This window comes from Parabacteroides leei (genome assembly GCF_023369805.1).
In the GTDB taxonomy this organism is placed as follows: domain Bacteria; phylum Bacteroidota; class Bacteroidia; order Bacteroidales; family Tannerellaceae; genus Parabacteroides; species Parabacteroides leei.
This window is the reverse complement of record NZ_JAMBQG010000024.1, coordinates 44,794-62,656: the sequence shown is the minus strand read 5'-3', so window position 1 is coordinate 62,656 and position 17,863 is coordinate 44,794. Positions and strand designations below refer to the sequence as shown.

At 42.8% G+C, this 17,863-nt stretch carries 17 protein-coding genes; 10 read left to right on the top strand and 7 right to left on the bottom strand.

Annotation, left to right across the window (positions count from 1 at the left end):
* The first annotated feature begins 13 nt into the window (after positions 1-13).
* From M1P97_RS23295 to M1P97_RS26470, 9 genes are all read left to right on the top strand, one after another.
* Complete coding sequence (locus M1P97_RS23295) at positions 14-856, top strand: M23 family metallopeptidase (protein WP_249390375.1); 843 nt, start codon at positions 14-16, stop codon at positions 854-856.
* Between the two features lie 8 nt (positions 857-864).
* On the top strand, positions 865-1,143 hold the full coding sequence (locus M1P97_RS23290) for a hypothetical protein (protein ID WP_249390374.1): 279 nt from the start codon (positions 865-867) through the stop codon (positions 1,141-1,143).
* Positions 1,144-1,146: 3 nt separating this feature from the next.
* Entirely contained in the window at positions 1,147-2,949 is a 1,803-nt protein-coding gene (locus M1P97_RS23285) for a hypothetical protein (RefSeq protein WP_249390373.1), read from the top strand.
* A gap of 23 nt (positions 2,950-2,972) precedes the next feature.
* Entirely contained in the window at positions 2,973-5,633 is a 2,661-nt protein-coding gene (locus M1P97_RS23280; RefSeq protein ID WP_249390372.1) for a MutS N-terminal domain-containing protein, read from the top strand.
* Between the two features lie 11 nt (positions 5,634-5,644).
* Positions 5,645-7,237, top strand: coding sequence for a glucosaminidase domain-containing protein (locus tag M1P97_RS23275; RefSeq protein ID WP_249390371.1), 1,593 nt, complete (start codon positions 5,645-5,647; stop codon positions 7,235-7,237).
* 10 nt (positions 7,238-7,247) lie between these two features.
* Entirely contained in the window at positions 7,248-7,493 is a 246-nt protein-coding gene (locus M1P97_RS23270; protein ID WP_249390370.1) for a hypothetical protein, read from the top strand.
* The gene (locus M1P97_RS23265; RefSeq protein ID WP_249390369.1) at positions 7,490-8,113 is read left to right on the top strand and encodes a hypothetical protein; all 624 of its coding nucleotides are present in this window, start codon (positions 7,490-7,492) and stop codon (positions 8,111-8,113) included. The genes M1P97_RS23270 and M1P97_RS23265 overlap by 4 nt, the downstream gene beginning before the upstream one ends.
* A gap of 2 nt (positions 8,114-8,115) precedes the next feature.
* Entirely contained in the window at positions 8,116-9,888 is a 1,773-nt protein-coding gene (locus tag M1P97_RS23260) for a zincin-like metallopeptidase domain-containing protein (protein WP_249390368.1), read from the top strand.
* Between the two features lie 65 nt (positions 9,889-9,953).
* A complete protein-coding gene (locus M1P97_RS26470; protein WP_394803941.1) occupies positions 9,954-10,481 on the top strand; it encodes a glycoside hydrolase family protein in 528 nt (175 codons plus the stop codon).
* A gap of 79 nt (positions 10,482-10,560) precedes the next feature.
* Here M1P97_RS26470 and M1P97_RS23255 read toward each other — a convergent pair whose 3' ends face one another.
* The 7 genes from M1P97_RS23255 to M1P97_RS23225 form a co-directional block, all read right to left on the bottom strand.
* Positions 10,561-10,881 (bottom strand): DUF4177 domain-containing protein, encoded by a 321-nt coding sequence (locus tag M1P97_RS23255; protein ID WP_249390367.1) that lies wholly within the window; start codon positions 10,879-10,881, stop codon positions 10,561-10,563.
* A gap of 198 nt (positions 10,882-11,079) precedes the next feature.
* Positions 11,080-12,555, bottom strand: coding sequence for an OmpA family protein (locus M1P97_RS23250; protein WP_249390366.1), 1,476 nt, complete (start codon positions 12,553-12,555; stop codon positions 11,080-11,082).
* A gap of 171 nt (positions 12,556-12,726) precedes the next feature.
* A complete protein-coding gene (gene mobV / locus M1P97_RS23245) occupies positions 12,727-14,178 on the bottom strand; it encodes a MobV family relaxase (RefSeq protein ID WP_249390365.1) in 1,452 nt (483 codons plus the stop codon).
* A gap of 254 nt (positions 14,179-14,432) precedes the next feature.
* On the bottom strand, positions 14,433-15,266 hold the full coding sequence (locus M1P97_RS23240) for a hypothetical protein (RefSeq protein WP_074636830.1): 834 nt from the start codon (positions 15,264-15,266) through the stop codon (positions 14,433-14,435).
* Positions 15,267-15,378: 112 nt separating this feature from the next.
* Positions 15,379-15,870, bottom strand: coding sequence for a hypothetical protein (locus M1P97_RS23235; protein ID WP_249390364.1), 492 nt, complete (start codon positions 15,868-15,870; stop codon positions 15,379-15,381).
* Positions 15,857-16,261, bottom strand: coding sequence for a hypothetical protein (locus M1P97_RS23230; RefSeq protein WP_249390363.1), 405 nt, complete (start codon positions 16,259-16,261; stop codon positions 15,857-15,859). Before M1P97_RS23230 ends, M1P97_RS23235 begins: the two co-directional genes overlap by 14 nt.
* Position 16,262: 1 nt before the next feature.
* On the bottom strand, positions 16,263-16,727 hold the full coding sequence (locus M1P97_RS23225) for a hypothetical protein (protein ID WP_235782312.1): 465 nt from the start codon (positions 16,725-16,727) through the stop codon (positions 16,263-16,265).
* Between the two features lie 511 nt (positions 16,728-17,238).
* Here M1P97_RS23225 and M1P97_RS23220 point away from each other — a divergent pair.
* Positions 17,239-17,847 carry a recombinase family protein gene (locus tag M1P97_RS23220; protein WP_249390362.1) on the top strand — a complete coding sequence of 203 codons (609 nt, stop codon included), beginning with the start codon at positions 17,239-17,241 and terminating at the stop codon, positions 17,845-17,847.
* Positions 17,848-17,863: the final 16 nt, after the last annotated feature.

Below are 17,863 nucleotides of genomic sequence, written 5' to 3'. Positions count from 1 at the left end.
AAAAGAGTAGAATATGAACTATACACAAGACATGAACCTGCTATCCACCAGTGGATACTGTATGCCTTTTGAAGAAAAAGACAGAGATGTACAGCTGACCTTGCGATATGGGAAGCAGAAACATCCGAAGACCGGAGAATCATTTTTCCATCATGGAATTGATTTTAAGACCAATAACTACTTTTTGGCTGCCGTAGCAGACGGAGTGGTTTCAGGTATTGGTATCGACAGAAAGCAGTATGGGCTCTATGTCGTCATCAAATACAGCAAATATGAAGTGACCTATTCTCACATGAGCAATGTGTTCATGCAGTTTGGGCAACAGGTTAAGGCAGGACTGGCCGTAGGTGTCAGTTCGGATCTGCTTCACATGGAAGTGAAATACGATGGCGAAGAGATTGACCCGGTAGAGTTTATTACCATGCTCTATGGAAATGCCAAGACATGGTCTGAGAAAGGAAAGGCGCAACCTGAGTTTGTCGCCATCGATATGGACGTACATACCGATTATGACAAGGACAAGGATGAGATTGAGAAATTGATGATGCGCTTCTTTGCCAACTATATGAACGACCTGCATGAAGGTCTATACAGTTGTCCGCAACGCACCGAACAATCCTTGCGCCATTTGTTCTCAGCAGCAGCCATGAAAGACTATTTCTATGAATCCATACCCTCGATGGTCAATCCATTGGGTATTGGAAGAAGATCCATGCCTCTGGTGAGTAAGGTTCAGAATCTGCTTATCGGCGATTTTCTGAACTACATGGCACTTCGTCATCAGATATTTCTGTCCACAATGACTTCGCTCGAAAAAAAAAAGCTGAAGAGCAAGCCTTATCCGACGGAATACTGATTGACCCCTTGGCTGGATTAGACATCGACATCCAGAGTTTTGATATACCCAGAATCGTAAGTGTCTATCCCGACCAGGCAGGATTGAGATGGTGGACCAAAAGTTGGTTCAACAACAGCGAGGACGGAGAAGCCGCTATCGAGATTGAACGAGAACAGGCTATCCGTTTCCTCTTGAATCAGATAGACAAAGAAGAATGGTTGGAAGAATACTTTCCCAAGCAGATGGAGATGTATCACAATGCCATTGAACAAACCAAAGAACAACTACTACAACAAAGCATCTAACGTATGGCTATAAAGAATTCAAAACGATTTGCAGAAGTGGAATACTGCTTACAGCGGTATTTCGATACTTCGTTTGCTCCTGTGATGCGCAATGTTCAATCGGACTTGAGCAACAAACAGGTAAAGGAATATGCAGATTATCAAATGAGCTTTGGTGGAATCATGCGTTCAATGGCCAATAGCATGAATAACATGCCCGATGATTCCATGCAGTATGTAAAACTCACCGGCAAATGGAACAGCAAGACCACAGAAGACTACCTTGAAATGTGCCAAAAGCAGATAGCAGGGAATAAAGATTTTCAAAATGACTTATTGAAATTATCCTCTGAATGGCGCAATGCAGTCGTAAAAGAAATAGGCCGAGAAAGATATGATGCCATGAGCGAGAAATTGGGTATGGATATGGCCTACGCCTATGTGGATTACCGAGTGCAGCAGATGATGATAGACAAACTAGTCAAAGACCGTATGCCCAAATCATCCGTGGAGTACATTGTTCGGAAAGCAGGAGAAGGCAGTCTATTCGGCATATCAACCATTCTGTCAAGGTCAGCACTTGACCATCATATTGCTGAACGTGGTGAAAAGGCCTATAACCCAAGTATTCTTGAAAAAGGAACGGCAAAGGTCAGCTCCATTGGTATTGATGCACTATCCACTGGTGGTGTTGGTTCTTGGGCCAGCTTAGGACGGTTTGTCGGGTTTGAAGTAGCATTCAGTGGTATCGATTATTTAAGCAATAAAAACGATAAAGGTGCAAAGACCATCACAGTAGAAGACTGTATAAGCCAAGGCGTATTTGGAAGTAAAGCCAATGTCTTTGCAGACTTTCGTAAGAAAGGCAGTCAAATCAAGTCCTGGGAGAATCCGTATGTATTATCCGTCAATCAAACACTTAACAAGAAAATGGGAATAGCTACAGAAAAACCTTTCTACGAAGACCTCTTCAAACCAGCTACCAAACAACCTTGGGAGTTAGACTTATCTACTGTAACGAATCAACGTAAGAAAGAATATGCCAATGTTCCGATGGTGGTAGCTCCGGGACATGAAGAAGAATACTTGGCAGCACAACGAGAGGTAAAAGCCAATCAAGAAGCAGCCAAGAAAGAAAAAACGCAAAGTAATGCGATGGTGGATGTAGAACCAGCATCGGCAAAAGAAGCCTATGAGCAAAAGCAACAAGAAAGTCAAGCGACAACTGCATCGACAACTGGCAATACAGACGGTTGGTCAGGATTGTTGAGCAACATTGGATTAGATGGCATTGGAGATGTAACTCATAATCTGGGCTATGTTATCTCTATGCTACCAGATGTTTTGCTCGGACTGTTTACAGGAAAAACAGAAACATTTGGAAAGAAAGATACCTTCTTACCCATTGCCAGCATTCTGGCAGGTATGTTTATCAAGAACCCAATTCTGAAAATGACGTTGATAGGTCTTGGTGGTGCTAACCTAATCAACAAAGCAGGAAAGGAAGCCTTAACAGGACACGGAGACTATGGTGATAACGTAACGAAATCAGTTTATAAAACTTATGCCGATGAAGCATTGAATCCAAGAATCCAAAATCCAACTCTTCAAGGAAGTTGTCTGATAGCCAATATCGACAAAGTTCCTTGTACCATTCAATTACCTCAGAACGTAGTAGCCGCTTATCAAGCAGGTGCATTACCTCTGAATACACTGGCCAATGCCATACTAGCCAAGAATGACCAGATGACACAGATGGCTCAAAACAATTATCGTACTGTGGAAGGACAGAACGAAGACAGAGACCGCATGGTCACACTCAAATAGACTAATCATAGACACAACATAACATGAAAGAAAAGACTATAGCTGAACAGAACGCCGCCAACCGACAAGTTGATTTGCTGACAAATGCACTGGAGGCTGCAAAGACCAACGGTGGTTATTGGCTGAACACCACTCAGCGAATGGCTCCCAGATTTTATCCGAAAGGAGTATCTGTCAGTGCATTCAATTCCCTTACATTGGGATTGCATAGTGAACAAGGCGGTTACAAAAGTGCTTTATACACCACCTTTAATGAAGCCAAGAACCATGGTGCAGCCGTATTGGCCAAACAACAATCAGCACCATTTCATTGGTACAATTGGACAGAGTATGTAAATCACAACAACCCTGATGACATCATCACTCGTGAACAATACAAACAGTTATTTTCAAAAGATAAGGAACAGTACAAAGGCATTCATAACCGAGAAATTGTGAACCTATTCAATTTGGATCAGACTACTTTGCCCATGGTAGATAAAGAACGCTACCAAAAGATGTTGGAGAAAGTTGGTGATAATGAATCCCGTTTGCATACCAAGAACGAAGAAACCAAACTGCATATTGCCGTCAATGACTTCGCCTTACAGATACGTGACAATTTAGTCAATATCCGTAGAGACCCAAGTGGAATGCCACGTTACGATTCTGCCAAGGATTGTATCTATATGCCCGACCAAAAACACTTCATGCACTACACCGACTATGTACAGGAGTTGATGCGTCAAGTAGTAACGGCTACCGGCCATCAGCAACGACTGGCTCGTGAAGGCATGGTGATGAAAGGGGCTCAATCACCCTCCGAGAATGCAGAAAAGTACGAGAGCTTGATTGCAGAACTGGCAGCTGGCGTGAAGATGCAGGAATTTGGATTGCCAGCCAAACTTTCTTCTGATAGCATGAAGAATATCGAATTTTGGCAGAGAGAACTGGCAGAGAACAAATGTTTGATTGATGCCATTGAAAGCGATGTAAATACAGCTATTGACACCATTTATAAAGCAGAAAAAGGAGAGGCAGTGAGATATCGCACCGATGAGAATCAAGATATTATTATGGAGGAGCGAACCAAGCAACTTCCAAGAATTGATTCACGTGAATGCGCCATTATGATTGACATCATTCGTCAGGGCGGTATGCGCATAGATGACCGAAACTTTGCCACACCCGAAGAACGCTCGATGTTCAAGCAAAAGTTCGACTTGGACTATTATGAGAAAGAACTGAACTATGGCTTATCCAAGACAGATAGCGATGACCCAGAAATCGTGGAAGTAGCCTATACTAAAGCAGTAGGTGAAGGCACTCGAATTGCCAGTGTGCTTTCTGAGTACATGCCTTCGGAGTGGAATGTGAAAAACGGTAACTACGTGATTGCAGAAGCACTCCATGATATACCCGATAAGAAGAGTAAAGAAATTGTGGTGGTCAAAGACACAAAGACAGGAATTACAGATGTAGTTCTGCCTGCGTGCGCCGCTACCGGTGGTGTTGTACAATTAGCAAACGGAGAGAAACGCTCGTTCTACTTAACTCCTGATGAAGTGATGTCAGAGGCTGAGCGTAACCAAAACAATGCCAAAGTTATCAAGAATGATTTGCCCGGCTTCAGTAAAGAGCGCATTGAAAATGCGTTGCTGAAACGAGGTAGTACATATGTACGCTTCTTCAATAATGATGGAGCTCTCGGCTATAAGCCCGACGATACCTACTTTGAGAACAAACAAGTAACCATTGAGAAGCTTAAAGGTTGGGACTTGAAAGAAGAATCCAAGATGGATGTTTCTGAAGCGGTAAGCCGTTCCTTGTCACCCATCTTCGAACATATTCAGATGATGAAGGATGACCAGAACCGATGGGCTATGTACCTCAAGCCACAGAACGAAGATGGTTTCAGCATCTATCCAGAGAAGACCGACTTAAATCAATTCTTCGCTACCATTAAGCAAAACCAGATTGAAGAAAGCCAACAACTCAGACAGGAACTGGCCATGAAGTATTATGTAAAGGCTCAGAATAAACCAGACTTGAAGTTTGACCTCTTTGACAATGGTGTCAGCAAAGAAGATACCGATAAGATTGCGCATGTGAGCATCTTCCGAACCCGTGATGATAAATTGCTTTGTTTGCCGACTATTGAAGGAACCGAAAAGTTGAAGCCTCGTGAGATTACCCAACAGCAATGGCAACGTATGTGGATAGCCCAGGATATGGCCTTGTACAAAAATCAGTTGGCTGCCAAGCTCTTTGCAGATGTGCTTCACCCTGAACTAAAACAAGAGAATGCCGTCAGGGAACAAGAAGAAACCAAAATAATTTCAATCCCTAACTTCAAGCAATACATAGAACTCAAAGCCAAGCATCCTGATGCTGTGTTGCTATTCAGAGTTGGAGATACCTATCAGAGTTATGCCGAAGATGCCAAACTTATTTCCAAGGTTCTAGACTTGCCAAGACTAAAAGGCGAAGATTCTAAAAATCAAAAGCAGATAGATGTAACCTCATTCCGCTATGGTCAGCTGGATACATATCTACCAAAGTTGATTCGGGATGGAAATAGAGTAGCTATCTGTGATATGTTGAAGTCTCCGAAACAATCCGTGCAGGAAGATCCAAAACAAGAAATAAAGCAGGAGGCCAAGCCTGAAGAGAAAGAGGAAATGCGTATAGGCTGTCACATGTAAATGGAATAATCATGAGTAGAAATCAACAATACGTAGAACAATATAAGGAATATGCCATGGAGCAAATGCGTCGCTATGGCATACCCGCTTCCGTAACACTAGCCCAGGGAATCTTGGAGAGTAGTAATGGACAAAGTCAGTTGGCTCGAAATGAAAACAACCATTTTGGCATCAAAGCTACTTCTTCCTGGATTGCCAATGGAGGAAAATACGGACTGTACACAGATGACAAACCAAATGAGAAATTTTGTAGTTATGCCAGTGTGGGTGATTCGTATGAACACCACAGTCAATTTTTGAGAAACAACAAACGCTATTCAGCCTGTTTCAGTCTTTCTCCTGACAACTACAAAGGATGGGCACAGGGGCTAGATAAAGCAGGATATGCTACGGCTGGAACGTATGCTCCGAACCTGATTAATATCATTGAACGTAACAACCTTGCAAAGTACGACCGCATGGTTATGGAGGAGATGAAAGCCCAAGGAAAGCAGATTGGTGTGGAACAAAACCCACGAACTACAGATAGTAATATAGCTAATACTAACGGTAGTAATAATTCATTATCAATGAATACTACTGATAGTAATTACTCCTTTCCTCTAAAACGTAATGAATTCATATTGGTTACTTCACCGTTCGGAATGCGTAGTGATCCTACAGATTCTTCCAAGCAACAGATGCACAAAGGTATTGATATCCGAACCAAGCAGGACGATATATTGGCAACAGAAGATAAGGGAAAAGTAGTGGCTGTAAATCAAAATGCCAACACTGCAGGAGGTAAATCGGTAACGGTGGAATATCAGCGTGAGAATGGTGATAAAGTTCAGCTCAGCTACCTACACTTGAGTAGTGTTGACGTAAAAGCCGGTGATGAAGTGAACGCAGGACAGAAGTTAGGTGTAACTGGTAATACAGGTACACGCACCACTGGGGAACATCTTCATTTGAGTGTGAAACAAATCGCAGCCGATGGAACGACAAGAGATTTAGATCCGGCTGCATACTTGGCTGAGATTGCCGAAAAGGGAAACATTCAATTGAAAGCCTTATCCAATGGCGAAGACCTGTTGGCAAAATACAAAACCAATAACGCTTCTGAGATAGACACTACTCTATCACCCGATGATTGGATGAAGAAAATCCTATCGTCAGAAGATTCGGGTGAACATATGGGTATGGGTGATCCAATTGTAGAAATGGCTATGACCTTGTTTACCTCGCTTATGGCATTGGCGGTACAGATAGATAACAAATCTGAGAGTGAGAAGATGCAGGCTGCCACAGATGCGGCACTTAATAAACGTATCGACTTATCCTCCTTATTGCCTGGCATGAAAGATAGTGCTTTGGTTCTGAAAGAAGATGGTAAAACCGTCTTGGAAATCAATAATGGCAAACAGCAGTTCATACATGAATTGACACCTAACGAACTGAATAGGCTGTCTCAGGTGCTGAATAATACCGAGCTGAGTGATGATGTAAAACGACAAAGACTGTCAGGTATCGTAAACTCTATAGTGGTAGCTGGTCAAGTATCACAAAACTATGAGCAGCAACAGAATCAAACGGAAAACCAAAACGAAGTAATTCGAAGATAACACAAACACTATGACACATAAAACTAGAAAGTTAGCAAGTATTTCGGCATTAGCTACTGCCGTTTTCCTTTGGGACTTTGGAGTCTATCTGCTCTTTAATGAGTTCGTGGCTAAGCTATTCTTAGTCATCATCCTCATATCAGGAGCATGGACATACTACGAACTAAGAAGAGCAATAGAAATGCCACCTGATTATAACCCAGGTGAGGAAAATCAAAAACAACATACAAACAACAATAAAATAGACAAACTATGATTAAAGCAGAAGCAACAGTAAACGGTATCATCAGTCGCTCAGCGATGATGAAGACAGGCAAAGATGGTAAACCCTTCACAGCCATGACAGTGAAAGTAGATGTGACAGACCGTAATGGTAGTGGTATCTCAGTAGAAATTAGTGTAGGTAAAGACGGCTATGACACAAACGAAGCAGCCAAGTTGACCATCGGTCAGCGTGTTGAAATTGTGGGCACGATGAATTTCAAGAAACGCACAGAACACTTGTACGTAAATCTCAGTGCCAAACAGATTACATTGAATCCAGCCTCACAGACCGATTCGGTAACTGGCGATTTGGAGTTCAAGGGAACTCTAGGCAAGCAGATTGAACGTAAGACCGATAAGAATGGTGGAAACTATCAAATTTTCTCAGGTTTCAGTACTGAAAAGGTAGCAGAAACTTTCGAGTTTACATGGGTGCGTTTTGTCCGATTCTCGAATGATGAGTGCAAAGCTCTTGTTCCCAGTGGCAAGGTGGAAATTAAGGGAGAATTGGAACTGGGCTGTTACCAAGAGAAGCTCAACCTCTCTTGCCGTGTGAATGAAATCTCGGAATGGGTGAAGCAGCCCTTTCCTAATACGAACCAAAACGCATAACTATGGTCGGAAAGAAATTCTATAATAGCGATGGTCCAAGTGCTGAAGACAGAGCCTTGGAACGATTCGCCGATATGCTCATTGAGAAGATGGAGACACTGCAAGGTGACTGGAAGAAACCTTGGTTCACTGAAGGTTCAATGAAATGGCCGAAGAATATGAATGGGCGTGAATATAATGGTATGAATGCCCTGATGCTAATGCTTCAATGTGAGAAGAATGGCTATAAAATCCCTGTGTTCTGCACTTTCGACCGTGTAGCTGCCCTCAATTTCGATAAAGATAAACAAGGAGCTCGCAAGCCAATGGTAGATGAGAATGGTGAAAAACTGCCATTGGTCTCTATCAATAAAGGTGAGAAAAGTTTCCCCGTGTTCATTACGACCTTTACCTGCATCGATAAGGATAGCCATGAGAAGATTAAGTACGATGATTACAAGCAGATGTCCAATGAGGAAAAGAAAAACATAGCCGTCTATCCTAGGATGCAAGTTTATAATGTATTCAATCTCGACCAAACCAATCTAAAAGAGGCTCGTCCAGAGCTTTATGCAAAGTTTGAAGAAGTCAATAAAATCAATGCTGGAGAGAAAAAAGGAGATGGTAAGATGATTGATTTCCCTGCTGTTGATGCCATGATAGAAAAGAATGGATGGGTATGTCCAATCTATCCGAAGCATCAGGATAATGCTTATTTTAGTATTAGCAAGGATGAGATAGTAGTACCAGAAAAGTCACAATTTATCAACGGTGAAAGTTTCTACAGTAACCTTCTCCATGAAATGACCCATAGCACTGGTACGGAAGAAAGATTGAACAGATTCAAGCAAGGAAATGGATTCGGATCTGCCGAATATTCTCGCGAGGAGTTAGTTGCTGAACTTAGTGCCGCCTTGATTGCCAGTCGTTATGGTATGGAGAAAAACGTAAAAGAAGACTCTTGTGCATACCTCAAATCTTGGTTAGGAAGCCTGAAAGAATCTCCAGAGTTTCTCAAAACTACTCTATTGGATGTGAAACGAGCATCCTCCATGATTACACAACGCATTGATGCCATCAATGAACGTATAGGACAAGGTTTGGATCCTATTCCACCCAAAGAGGAAGTTAAGGATGAAAACAAGGAATCTGTTGCTAAAGAGCCTGTCTTCTACTCTAGCATTCAATATCTTCAAATGTCTGATGATACGAATCGTTTGGACAAAATGGATGCCAGCGTTATTCTAAAAGAAGCAAGGGAATACGACAATGGCGATAGCATTGATATGGATAAAACCTATGCCAAAGCCGTTAAATATCCAGGAGATACTGTTATTGCTGAAGATAACCATTATGCGGTTGTCAATAATAACCAGGTAGGTGGTACTTATGATATTATGCGTAAAGTATCTGAAAAGGAAGTACGAGATGCTATCAATCGTTATGGTTTGCCCAGTGATGCTACCGAAGATGTAAAGAACATCGCCAAAGCTATGGTGGCAGAAGAATTCAGCAAAATGGCAACCAATCGTATGCCCATCTTTGAAATGAATAATGGCAGTGTCCTCTATGTTCAATACAATCAAGAAAAGGATACGATGGATGTTGGAACAGCTACCAACGTAGGAATGTCGGTACTTCATCAATTCCCATACGACCATGATTTCAGCTTGGATGCTAATCTTGAAGGAGTAAATGAAAAGCTAACGGAGATGACGGTATATCAAGCAGAAATCGATAGTGAACAAGAAACTGAGAATGTAGCTGAAGAGCAACATTACCATCGAGGTAGATAATCCATAACTAAACACATGACGGCAAGATTGAGTAGAATTAGTCTTGCCGTCTTTATTATAAACACATGACAAACAAAACTAAGCAATACATAACCCTATTATTTCTATTCATAATTGGCTTTACGCCGATAAAAGCTCAGAGCCTACGTCAATCACATTCCTCATCCATTTATGCCTTGTCTGATTTCGATAAGGCTGTTGCTTGCATAAAATTCTACGAGGGACTTCATACCAAGAAAGATTATCCATATATAGGCTACGGGCACTGCATACAACCAGGAGAGAAACTTAACTGGTCTCTTACAAAGAAACAAGCTGATGCTTTATTGCGTTCAGATCTAAAAAAACTTTGTGCTATATTTCGAGGATATGGTGTGGATTCCTTGCTTCTGGCCACATTATCTTATAATGTAGGTTATGGCCGCATCTTGGGTAATGGAAAGTATCCTAAAAGTAAATTGCTTCGAAAGATAGAAGCTGGCGACCGCAAGTTTCACAAAGAATACTTGGAATTCTGCAAGTACAAAGGAAAAAGAATAGCCTCAATCCAGCGAAGACGATACACTGAACTGAGGCTATTATATAGCAAGTAATACCACAGTAATTGCAAAATGAAGCCCCAATCCGATAGCATTCGAACTGAGGCTATATAGCATTTTGAATATGGATTTCTTACTTGCTGACAATCTTCTTTCTCTTAAAGGTATAACATAAGTAACTGGTATAAGCGTTTCCAGAAGATAGATTTGAAGCTATTAGTGGAGCGACAGCAACGAGTTCCCAACCTTGTTGCCCATATTTATCCAGCGTCTTATCATGGTTTTCGAAATGAACCTCACCTTGTTTTGCAAACTTATGGGAGTTTCTAATGTATATCGATTTATATTCCCACTGTTCTGTGGCAACATAAGTTGAATCACTGTTGCTCTGTGTCTGAGCGAAAGAGGATGCCGAGCAAAGAGCCAGCATAAGGACGAATAGGAACTTCTTCATCTGTCTGATATTTAGTTATTTACCATACACAAAGATACGAATTTTCCGGCGCATAACCAAAAAAATAGGAGCTAATTACCTGAACAACAACGCATATAATACATTTCTTTCAAACCTATTGTTGCCTACATCTATTTGACAAAATAGGCCGACCTTCACAGGTCAGCCTACTATCCCCAAATTAAATAACAAAAAGCATTATTTTGGTTCAAAGAACAATTCTATCCTTGTGAACCGATTGCCATCGTTGGGAGAAAGTTCGCTAACCCCACCCATGGATACTTTGGCAATATATTTTTCGTTCAGACCACGCGCTACCAACTGTTCACAGATATATCGAGCACGATTACGGCTCAACTCACTGTTGCGCTCTTTACTGCCAGTAGCACTATCTGCTGCACCCGTCACACGGATACGAAGGTCATATTTTTTGGCCACACGAGCAATCTCATCGAGATTGATCAGCTGTCTATGGTCACTCAACTGGTGTGTATCAATCTTGAAAAAGAAGTAAACAGGAGCACCTATGCAAGAACGGTTATTGCTCATATCGAGCAGATAAGCATTCCAAGCCTGCTCATCGGAGGGTGATGTATGTGCGCTATCACCTGCCAACATCATTGCCATCATCGACTGCCTAGTAGATTCACTTAGGGAATCACCTGGAAATCCGTCCTTACCGGTATTCATATTCCACTTACCTTTTCTCAATCGCTCCATCAACGAATTGAGTCCACTGTAGTCATTCTTAGGATAGAGTGAAACCGTCTGTGAGGCTTCCTCGTCCGAAGAAAGGCTTTCCAGCTTGTCGCCATATTTTTTCAATAACCCTTCTATCTCCAGAATCTTGCGCATCTCTGCGAGAGCTCTTGAGTCTGATTTGTGTCGAGCGTCCAACAGTCTGTTTTTGTTTGCCATCGATAACGAATATCCCAGCAACCAATCATTCTGCTGAATGTAGGGTTTGGCATCCACCACTTTTTTCCATCCACTCTTACCAAGGGTTACAGACAAACCTGCGGTCAGGCTCACCAGATTGTCACCAAATTCACGGGAAGCACCACAGCCATCAAAGTCCTTAAATGTAGTAGTACCGTTCACCTCCATTGTGAGATGCAATCTGTGAGAAAGACGATATCGTCCCACCACACCATAAGAGAATGCAAAAGGACAGTTCCCACTGTCCTCGTTGTGGATCAACCCCAAACCTGCATAGGGAACAATGTCCCAGCGTGGCTCATCACGAGCCTTATTAAAATACGAAGCCACATTCACCAGCAGGTCAGCGTGCATCAGCTTGTAGCGAGTGTCCTGTAACTCCGAGTTTTTCAACTCAAAGCCACGGAACGATACCCGTGTACCGATAGCTGGCGTAAACCATTTGCCCACCTGCAGGTGAAGCGTAGGCTTGATGCGACCAAATAAATCCTCACAACCGAGTGGTGTACCGGCAAATGCAGAAGCACCGCCACCGATTCCAATGAACCAGTTGTCCTTCCAACCCGACGAGAGTGTTACGTTTCTCAGATACGTCGGTTCCAATGACCGAAGCATCGTCTCACTGATGGAAGTCTGCTGACTCACCAGAGAATCCTCCACGAGAGGTTTCTCATCAGCTGCCTGTGCAGTGAGAGCCAAGCAGACAGCCGATAGTACTAAAAATTTCTTCAACATGCGATTCTATTTTGTGTTCATGTTATGTTCTGTTTGAAAGAATGGACATCAAGCCTGACGTAGAGGAACTGGTGAAACAAAACGCCACCATGTCTGAAAAAAGAAAAGGAATATGGTGTAAAAAAAACACCAGTCAACCTCTGCTTCTGACCATCCGTCCATTCTTAAAAATTATCTCTTCATTCGTTTGCCTCCTGATGGTTTCATCATACGATGAGCCTGCATCATGCAACGATAAGCCCATGACCGGTCATCTTCATCTTCTTTGCGGCCCCATGGCAAATCACTACCACCGCCACCGCCTCCATGACCTTTGGCGAAGTTGGTTGCATTGTCCAGCATACCTGTATAGAGATATAAGGCACAAGTCATTATCTCTTCGCCATTAGCAGCCATATCTGCCAGCAATGTATTGTTGAATGCTTCCATGTCACGAAAGGTCATCTGTGGCAATACCGAACGGAAGTCAGAAAGCACAGAATCCGCAAACGCATCCTTCAATCGGAAACGAATCTGGTTTTCCATTTCACCGGCAGCTGCATAAACCTGACGGCGTAGCTCATCCCGGTTGGTTTTGAGTTGTTCTACATCGGACAAAACCTTGTCTCGTTGCTGAACAGCATCGTCCAACTTCGCTTTCTTGTCTGCCAGTCCATCGATGACTGATTGAAGCTGTACATCCAGTTTGCGAATCTGTTCACGAATAGCATCTGCATTTCCTCGTCCTTGAGCAAGTTCATCAGCAAGACGCTTCTGTTCAGCTTCGATGGAAGCCTTCTTCTCTTCCAGATTCTGTACCATCGTAGTAAGACCCTTGACACGGCGTTCAGCCATGACAATCTCCTGGTTAAGCAAACGAAGACGGTCTGTGTTTACAGCTAGTTCTTTTTCCAAAGCCGTACATTGACTGCTGAGCGAACGTCTGTACTCTTCGGTAGAACGATGGCGAGCACCTGTAAGCACGATATTGTCACCACGGTCAAGTCCCCACTTGGCATTCACTTTAGCCAATGCATCATGAATGGCGGTCGTGCGAGCCTTGAACTCATATTTATCCTTGCCGGCAAATAACTTCTTGAAAGCAAACTTCTGGTTCTTGTCTATTGGCAGAAGCGTAAGATGACAATGTGGATTTTGCTCATCGAGATGCACATAAAAGGCCACGATGTTTTCCTCACCCCATCTGTCGGCAGCAAAGCGATACATATCAGATGCCCATTGCTCAATATCCTTGCAGCGAGTGATACCACTGTTGTCCGCACCACGCTCAAAGTTCACCTTCTGATCACCGAAAGCCAGCTCACGCATACGCTCACGACCACCACCCATAATCACATTCACCACCGTTCGGTAGTATGGCTCTTTCATCCCTTCATTCGAGTCTTTGATGCCACGAGCTTTTAGGTTCATGGCCATCAATTCAGGAATAGAGTGGCTCTTGTCAATAGGCTGAACCTTGCCACCACGCACCACTTCAAAGTTGAGCGCAGAACGTGTGCGGTCATAGTTCCCGGAGTGTGTGGCAGACTGCCATCCTTTCTCCGTCCAACGACGCTGATGTTCGTTGCTCTGAGCCACCGTAAAGCCCTTTCCCGGTCTAAAATCAAATACCTGTTTTGCCATTATCTTCTATTGTTATATCTATCTCACAGCTTGCTGTCTTGCTGGTCAGCCTCCCATCGTGGCTTGCCACCATGGGGTATTAGGCTACCAACTCTAATACATTCCTGAACAATCGGGCGAGCCCGACCAGCCTGACCTGGGGTCTATCGTAAACGCCCTTGTTAAGCGGTATGCCACCTAAACTAAGGGAAAATGATGTGACCCGTCATCCTGTATCAACAACGCCCCTGTGAGCGTGACTATGCGTTTATTTGTTACTCATTTTCATCCTTTAGAAATTCTGTGCCGAAACGAATGAAGTACGACTCGACCTTGTCCGCTGTCGTGCGCATCGTCTCATTGCCATAAATCGTCAAGCTGAGCGTGTTGTCCTTCGGCATACGACCAAGGTATTCCTGCCAACGCTTACGGTCTGCGCCACAGAGATTGTAGTAGGCTCTAAACAGCGCATGTTCCACCTTGGGAGTGTATGCCCATTCTCTGATGGTTTCGCTCATTTCAGAGAAGATTTCCTCATAGAGCTCACGACAAACCTTGCGCTGCGATTTTTCCAGCTCAGAGATAGGTTCATCATTCAGTGCAGCGTCCTCATTACCAGTAGCCAAACTACCAGTATCGCCACTTTCAGCATCTGCCGGAAATAAGCCAGTCTCTTTAGGCGTTGAGTGACCTTTTGCATTCTTCTTATCCGATTGTTTCAGCAGTTCAATCGTAGCTTCCTCTTTAACCAATTCCTCCTGAAGCCATCGAAACTTCAATGCCTCGAAAGTAATGGTCATTGTTTTGTAAGAATCAGCCCTTGCCAACTGACCGATAGCGGATAATTCACTCAGAAAGTCACGGACAGTAGCCCGTTGCCAAGCCCAGTCACCAGCCAGTTCTGTTACCGTGGTGTCAAATTCACCCAGTAGCTCAGCTGATGCTGCCTTGGGCAATACCGAGAATGGCTTCTTGACCATGGCTCTACTCAGTAAGTCGAAATACGCCTCCAGTCGAGTAAAGCGTCCCTTGGGCTTTTGCTTGAGGAATTCAATCAAGCGTGGAGTGATCACGACATGACTGACCTCGTAAGATAAGTTGTTGTTCATCTTCAATTGTTTTGGATGTTAATACTACTTGTTTGCGCTGACCCAAGGGAACCGGGAAGTCATGGTCAACTTGTTTTAATTCAAATGTTGTTTATATAAAGTTTTGTGTTGCTCAATAATAGTTGGCGACAAGCTGCCCCGGTATGGAAGTAAGAGAAAAAATCTCATCAAGACTTTCCACCATGTTTCTAATTCCACGAGAGGGATAGAAGATGGAAGCTACCAGTAAAATACCGAGTGCTACAGCCATAGAAAAGCAGTGAGGAATAAAGAGCCCAACCAATACCAGTGAACATACTGACACCATCACCTTACGTTTCTTGATAGCGTAGAACACCAACTCAGCCATGGAAAAGCGAATCAGCAGAGCCGTGATGATTAACGGTATAAAAGTATCGATGGCTGATATGTGCGTCTGAATCTGTATGAACTGAAACAGGATAAGCAGAAGCATGACCAACTGCACATATAATCTCCTGGCAACATCATGAAAACTCATACGCCTATAAAAGGCATTCATCCACCTGCCATCCTTCTTGTAACAACGTAAAGCTGCCACGAGAATAAGGATAGGGAAAATCAATAGTAAGCTATTCCAAATCATCTTTTAATGGTTGTTTATTGGTTCTTAAATTTTTATCATATACTTCTAACTCCAGCTGAACGTAGCCCCACGATGCTTCCAGAACGATCGCTTCTACATCCTCGGGAGTTGGTTCCAGACATCTAATACGACGGGCAAAACCTGTGTCAGCATTACTCAACTTTCGGATAGCACGATCCATTTCATATTCAGAAATGCCTATAACCTGTCCACGAACCTTGTTTCCTCTCGGCCACTTTACAATCAGATTGAATACCGGATTGGCATACCTTTTTAAAAGTCCACCTGATACAAACAGGAACCAATCATCCCGATAAATACCCTGAACTGTAATCCATGTACGGTAACGGTCAATCAGGACAGCCATCTTCTTCCAAAGTACTCTGTTCATATCAAAAGAAATCACCCATGACACTGGCCTCAGACTTCTCATAGAGATACTTGCCAATCGTCCGTTTGTTATGCAACTCCTTCAAAATCTCACCATACATATCGTCCAAAGAATCATAGATGGTCACATACACCTGCTCACAAAGACCATCCACATTGGTGGCAGCATTGATCTTGAACATGTGACCATACTTCGGATTGGAATAAGCACAACAGCTCAATCCAAACTTCATATCTTCTAACGCTCTGTGATAGTACAACAGAATGAATTCCATCTGGTCTTCCAGATAGTTGAGCATATCCTCAAACTCTATGGGACGAGGAAGCTCATACATCAGAATACCTTCATCCTCATGAATCTCCACGTCCTGTAGATTACTCATGGCAAATACTTCCGGCACCATCAATGGCGCAGAGATCTTGAACAATTCAATTCCATCTTCTATCAACATATTATATCTATGCATTAGTATGATAATTATTACTCTGTCATTCCGAATAATTGACATAATTGAACTTCTGAACAATTTTCTGATGAATAACATCGCTTCATCGGTCTGAATTTGCCATTAAAGTCTGTTCATGTCTCAAAGAACAACGCTGCAAAGTTAAGTGCAAAATTCCATCAAAACCAACTCTAACAAATTGTTATAGAGCTATTTAACCTTCATACTCAAAAGTATGAAAACGCTTTTTTGAGTCGTAACTTGCTGATAATTATCGAGTACGATAAAAGGATATTTGCAGATGTTATCCAAACCATTTTCAGCCCAATCGCAAAAAAAAGCCGTTTAAGCGAAAATAGGACACGTACAAAAGCAACTAATCCGTTTGGAAATGCCACCCGAAGCTGATTTATCTGTCGGCAGAACCATAAAAACGAGGTAAAAATCGCTGAATTAAGCATCTTTAGTGCCAAGTATGATTTTCAACGAGAAATATCCAGTAAATTTGCAAGCAATAAATAATACTCTGCGTATGGCACGAATAGGATACCTGTGGAATACTCCACACTATAAGTTTTTAGAAGAAGACAAACAGTGGATGTTGAACAATGGTTGTGAACAGATCATTGAAGAACAGAACATCCATGAGAAGCTTCGTCCTGAATGGCAACGACTCATCGAAGCATTGACCACCAGTGACGAATTGGTCGTTGGTAAATTCAGCAATGCCGTGAGAGGAGCCAGAGAACTATCCATTCTCCTGGAGTTTTGCCGCAAGAACATGGTACGAGTGATATCCATCCGTGACAGGATAGATTCAACAGGAGAAATGTTCAAAGACACCCGTTCCTCGGATATCCTTAATATGATGGCTACCTTACCACAAGAAGCCTTAGCAATGCGTAGAGCCAACAGCAGTACAAGCAAGCTGAAAAAGCCAATCAAAGCACACACTTCAGCAACCTTGCTTAAACTGGAACGCAACAAGATGGTGGTCAACATGTACAAGAGTGGCCATACCATTGACGACATCTGGCAACGAAGCGGATTCAAAAGTAGAAGCTCCCTGTTCCGCATCTTAAACGAAGCAGGTGTAGATTTGAACAGAGGTCATACAAAAGATCCGGTTGAAGAAACGTAATCATTCAAATGAAGAA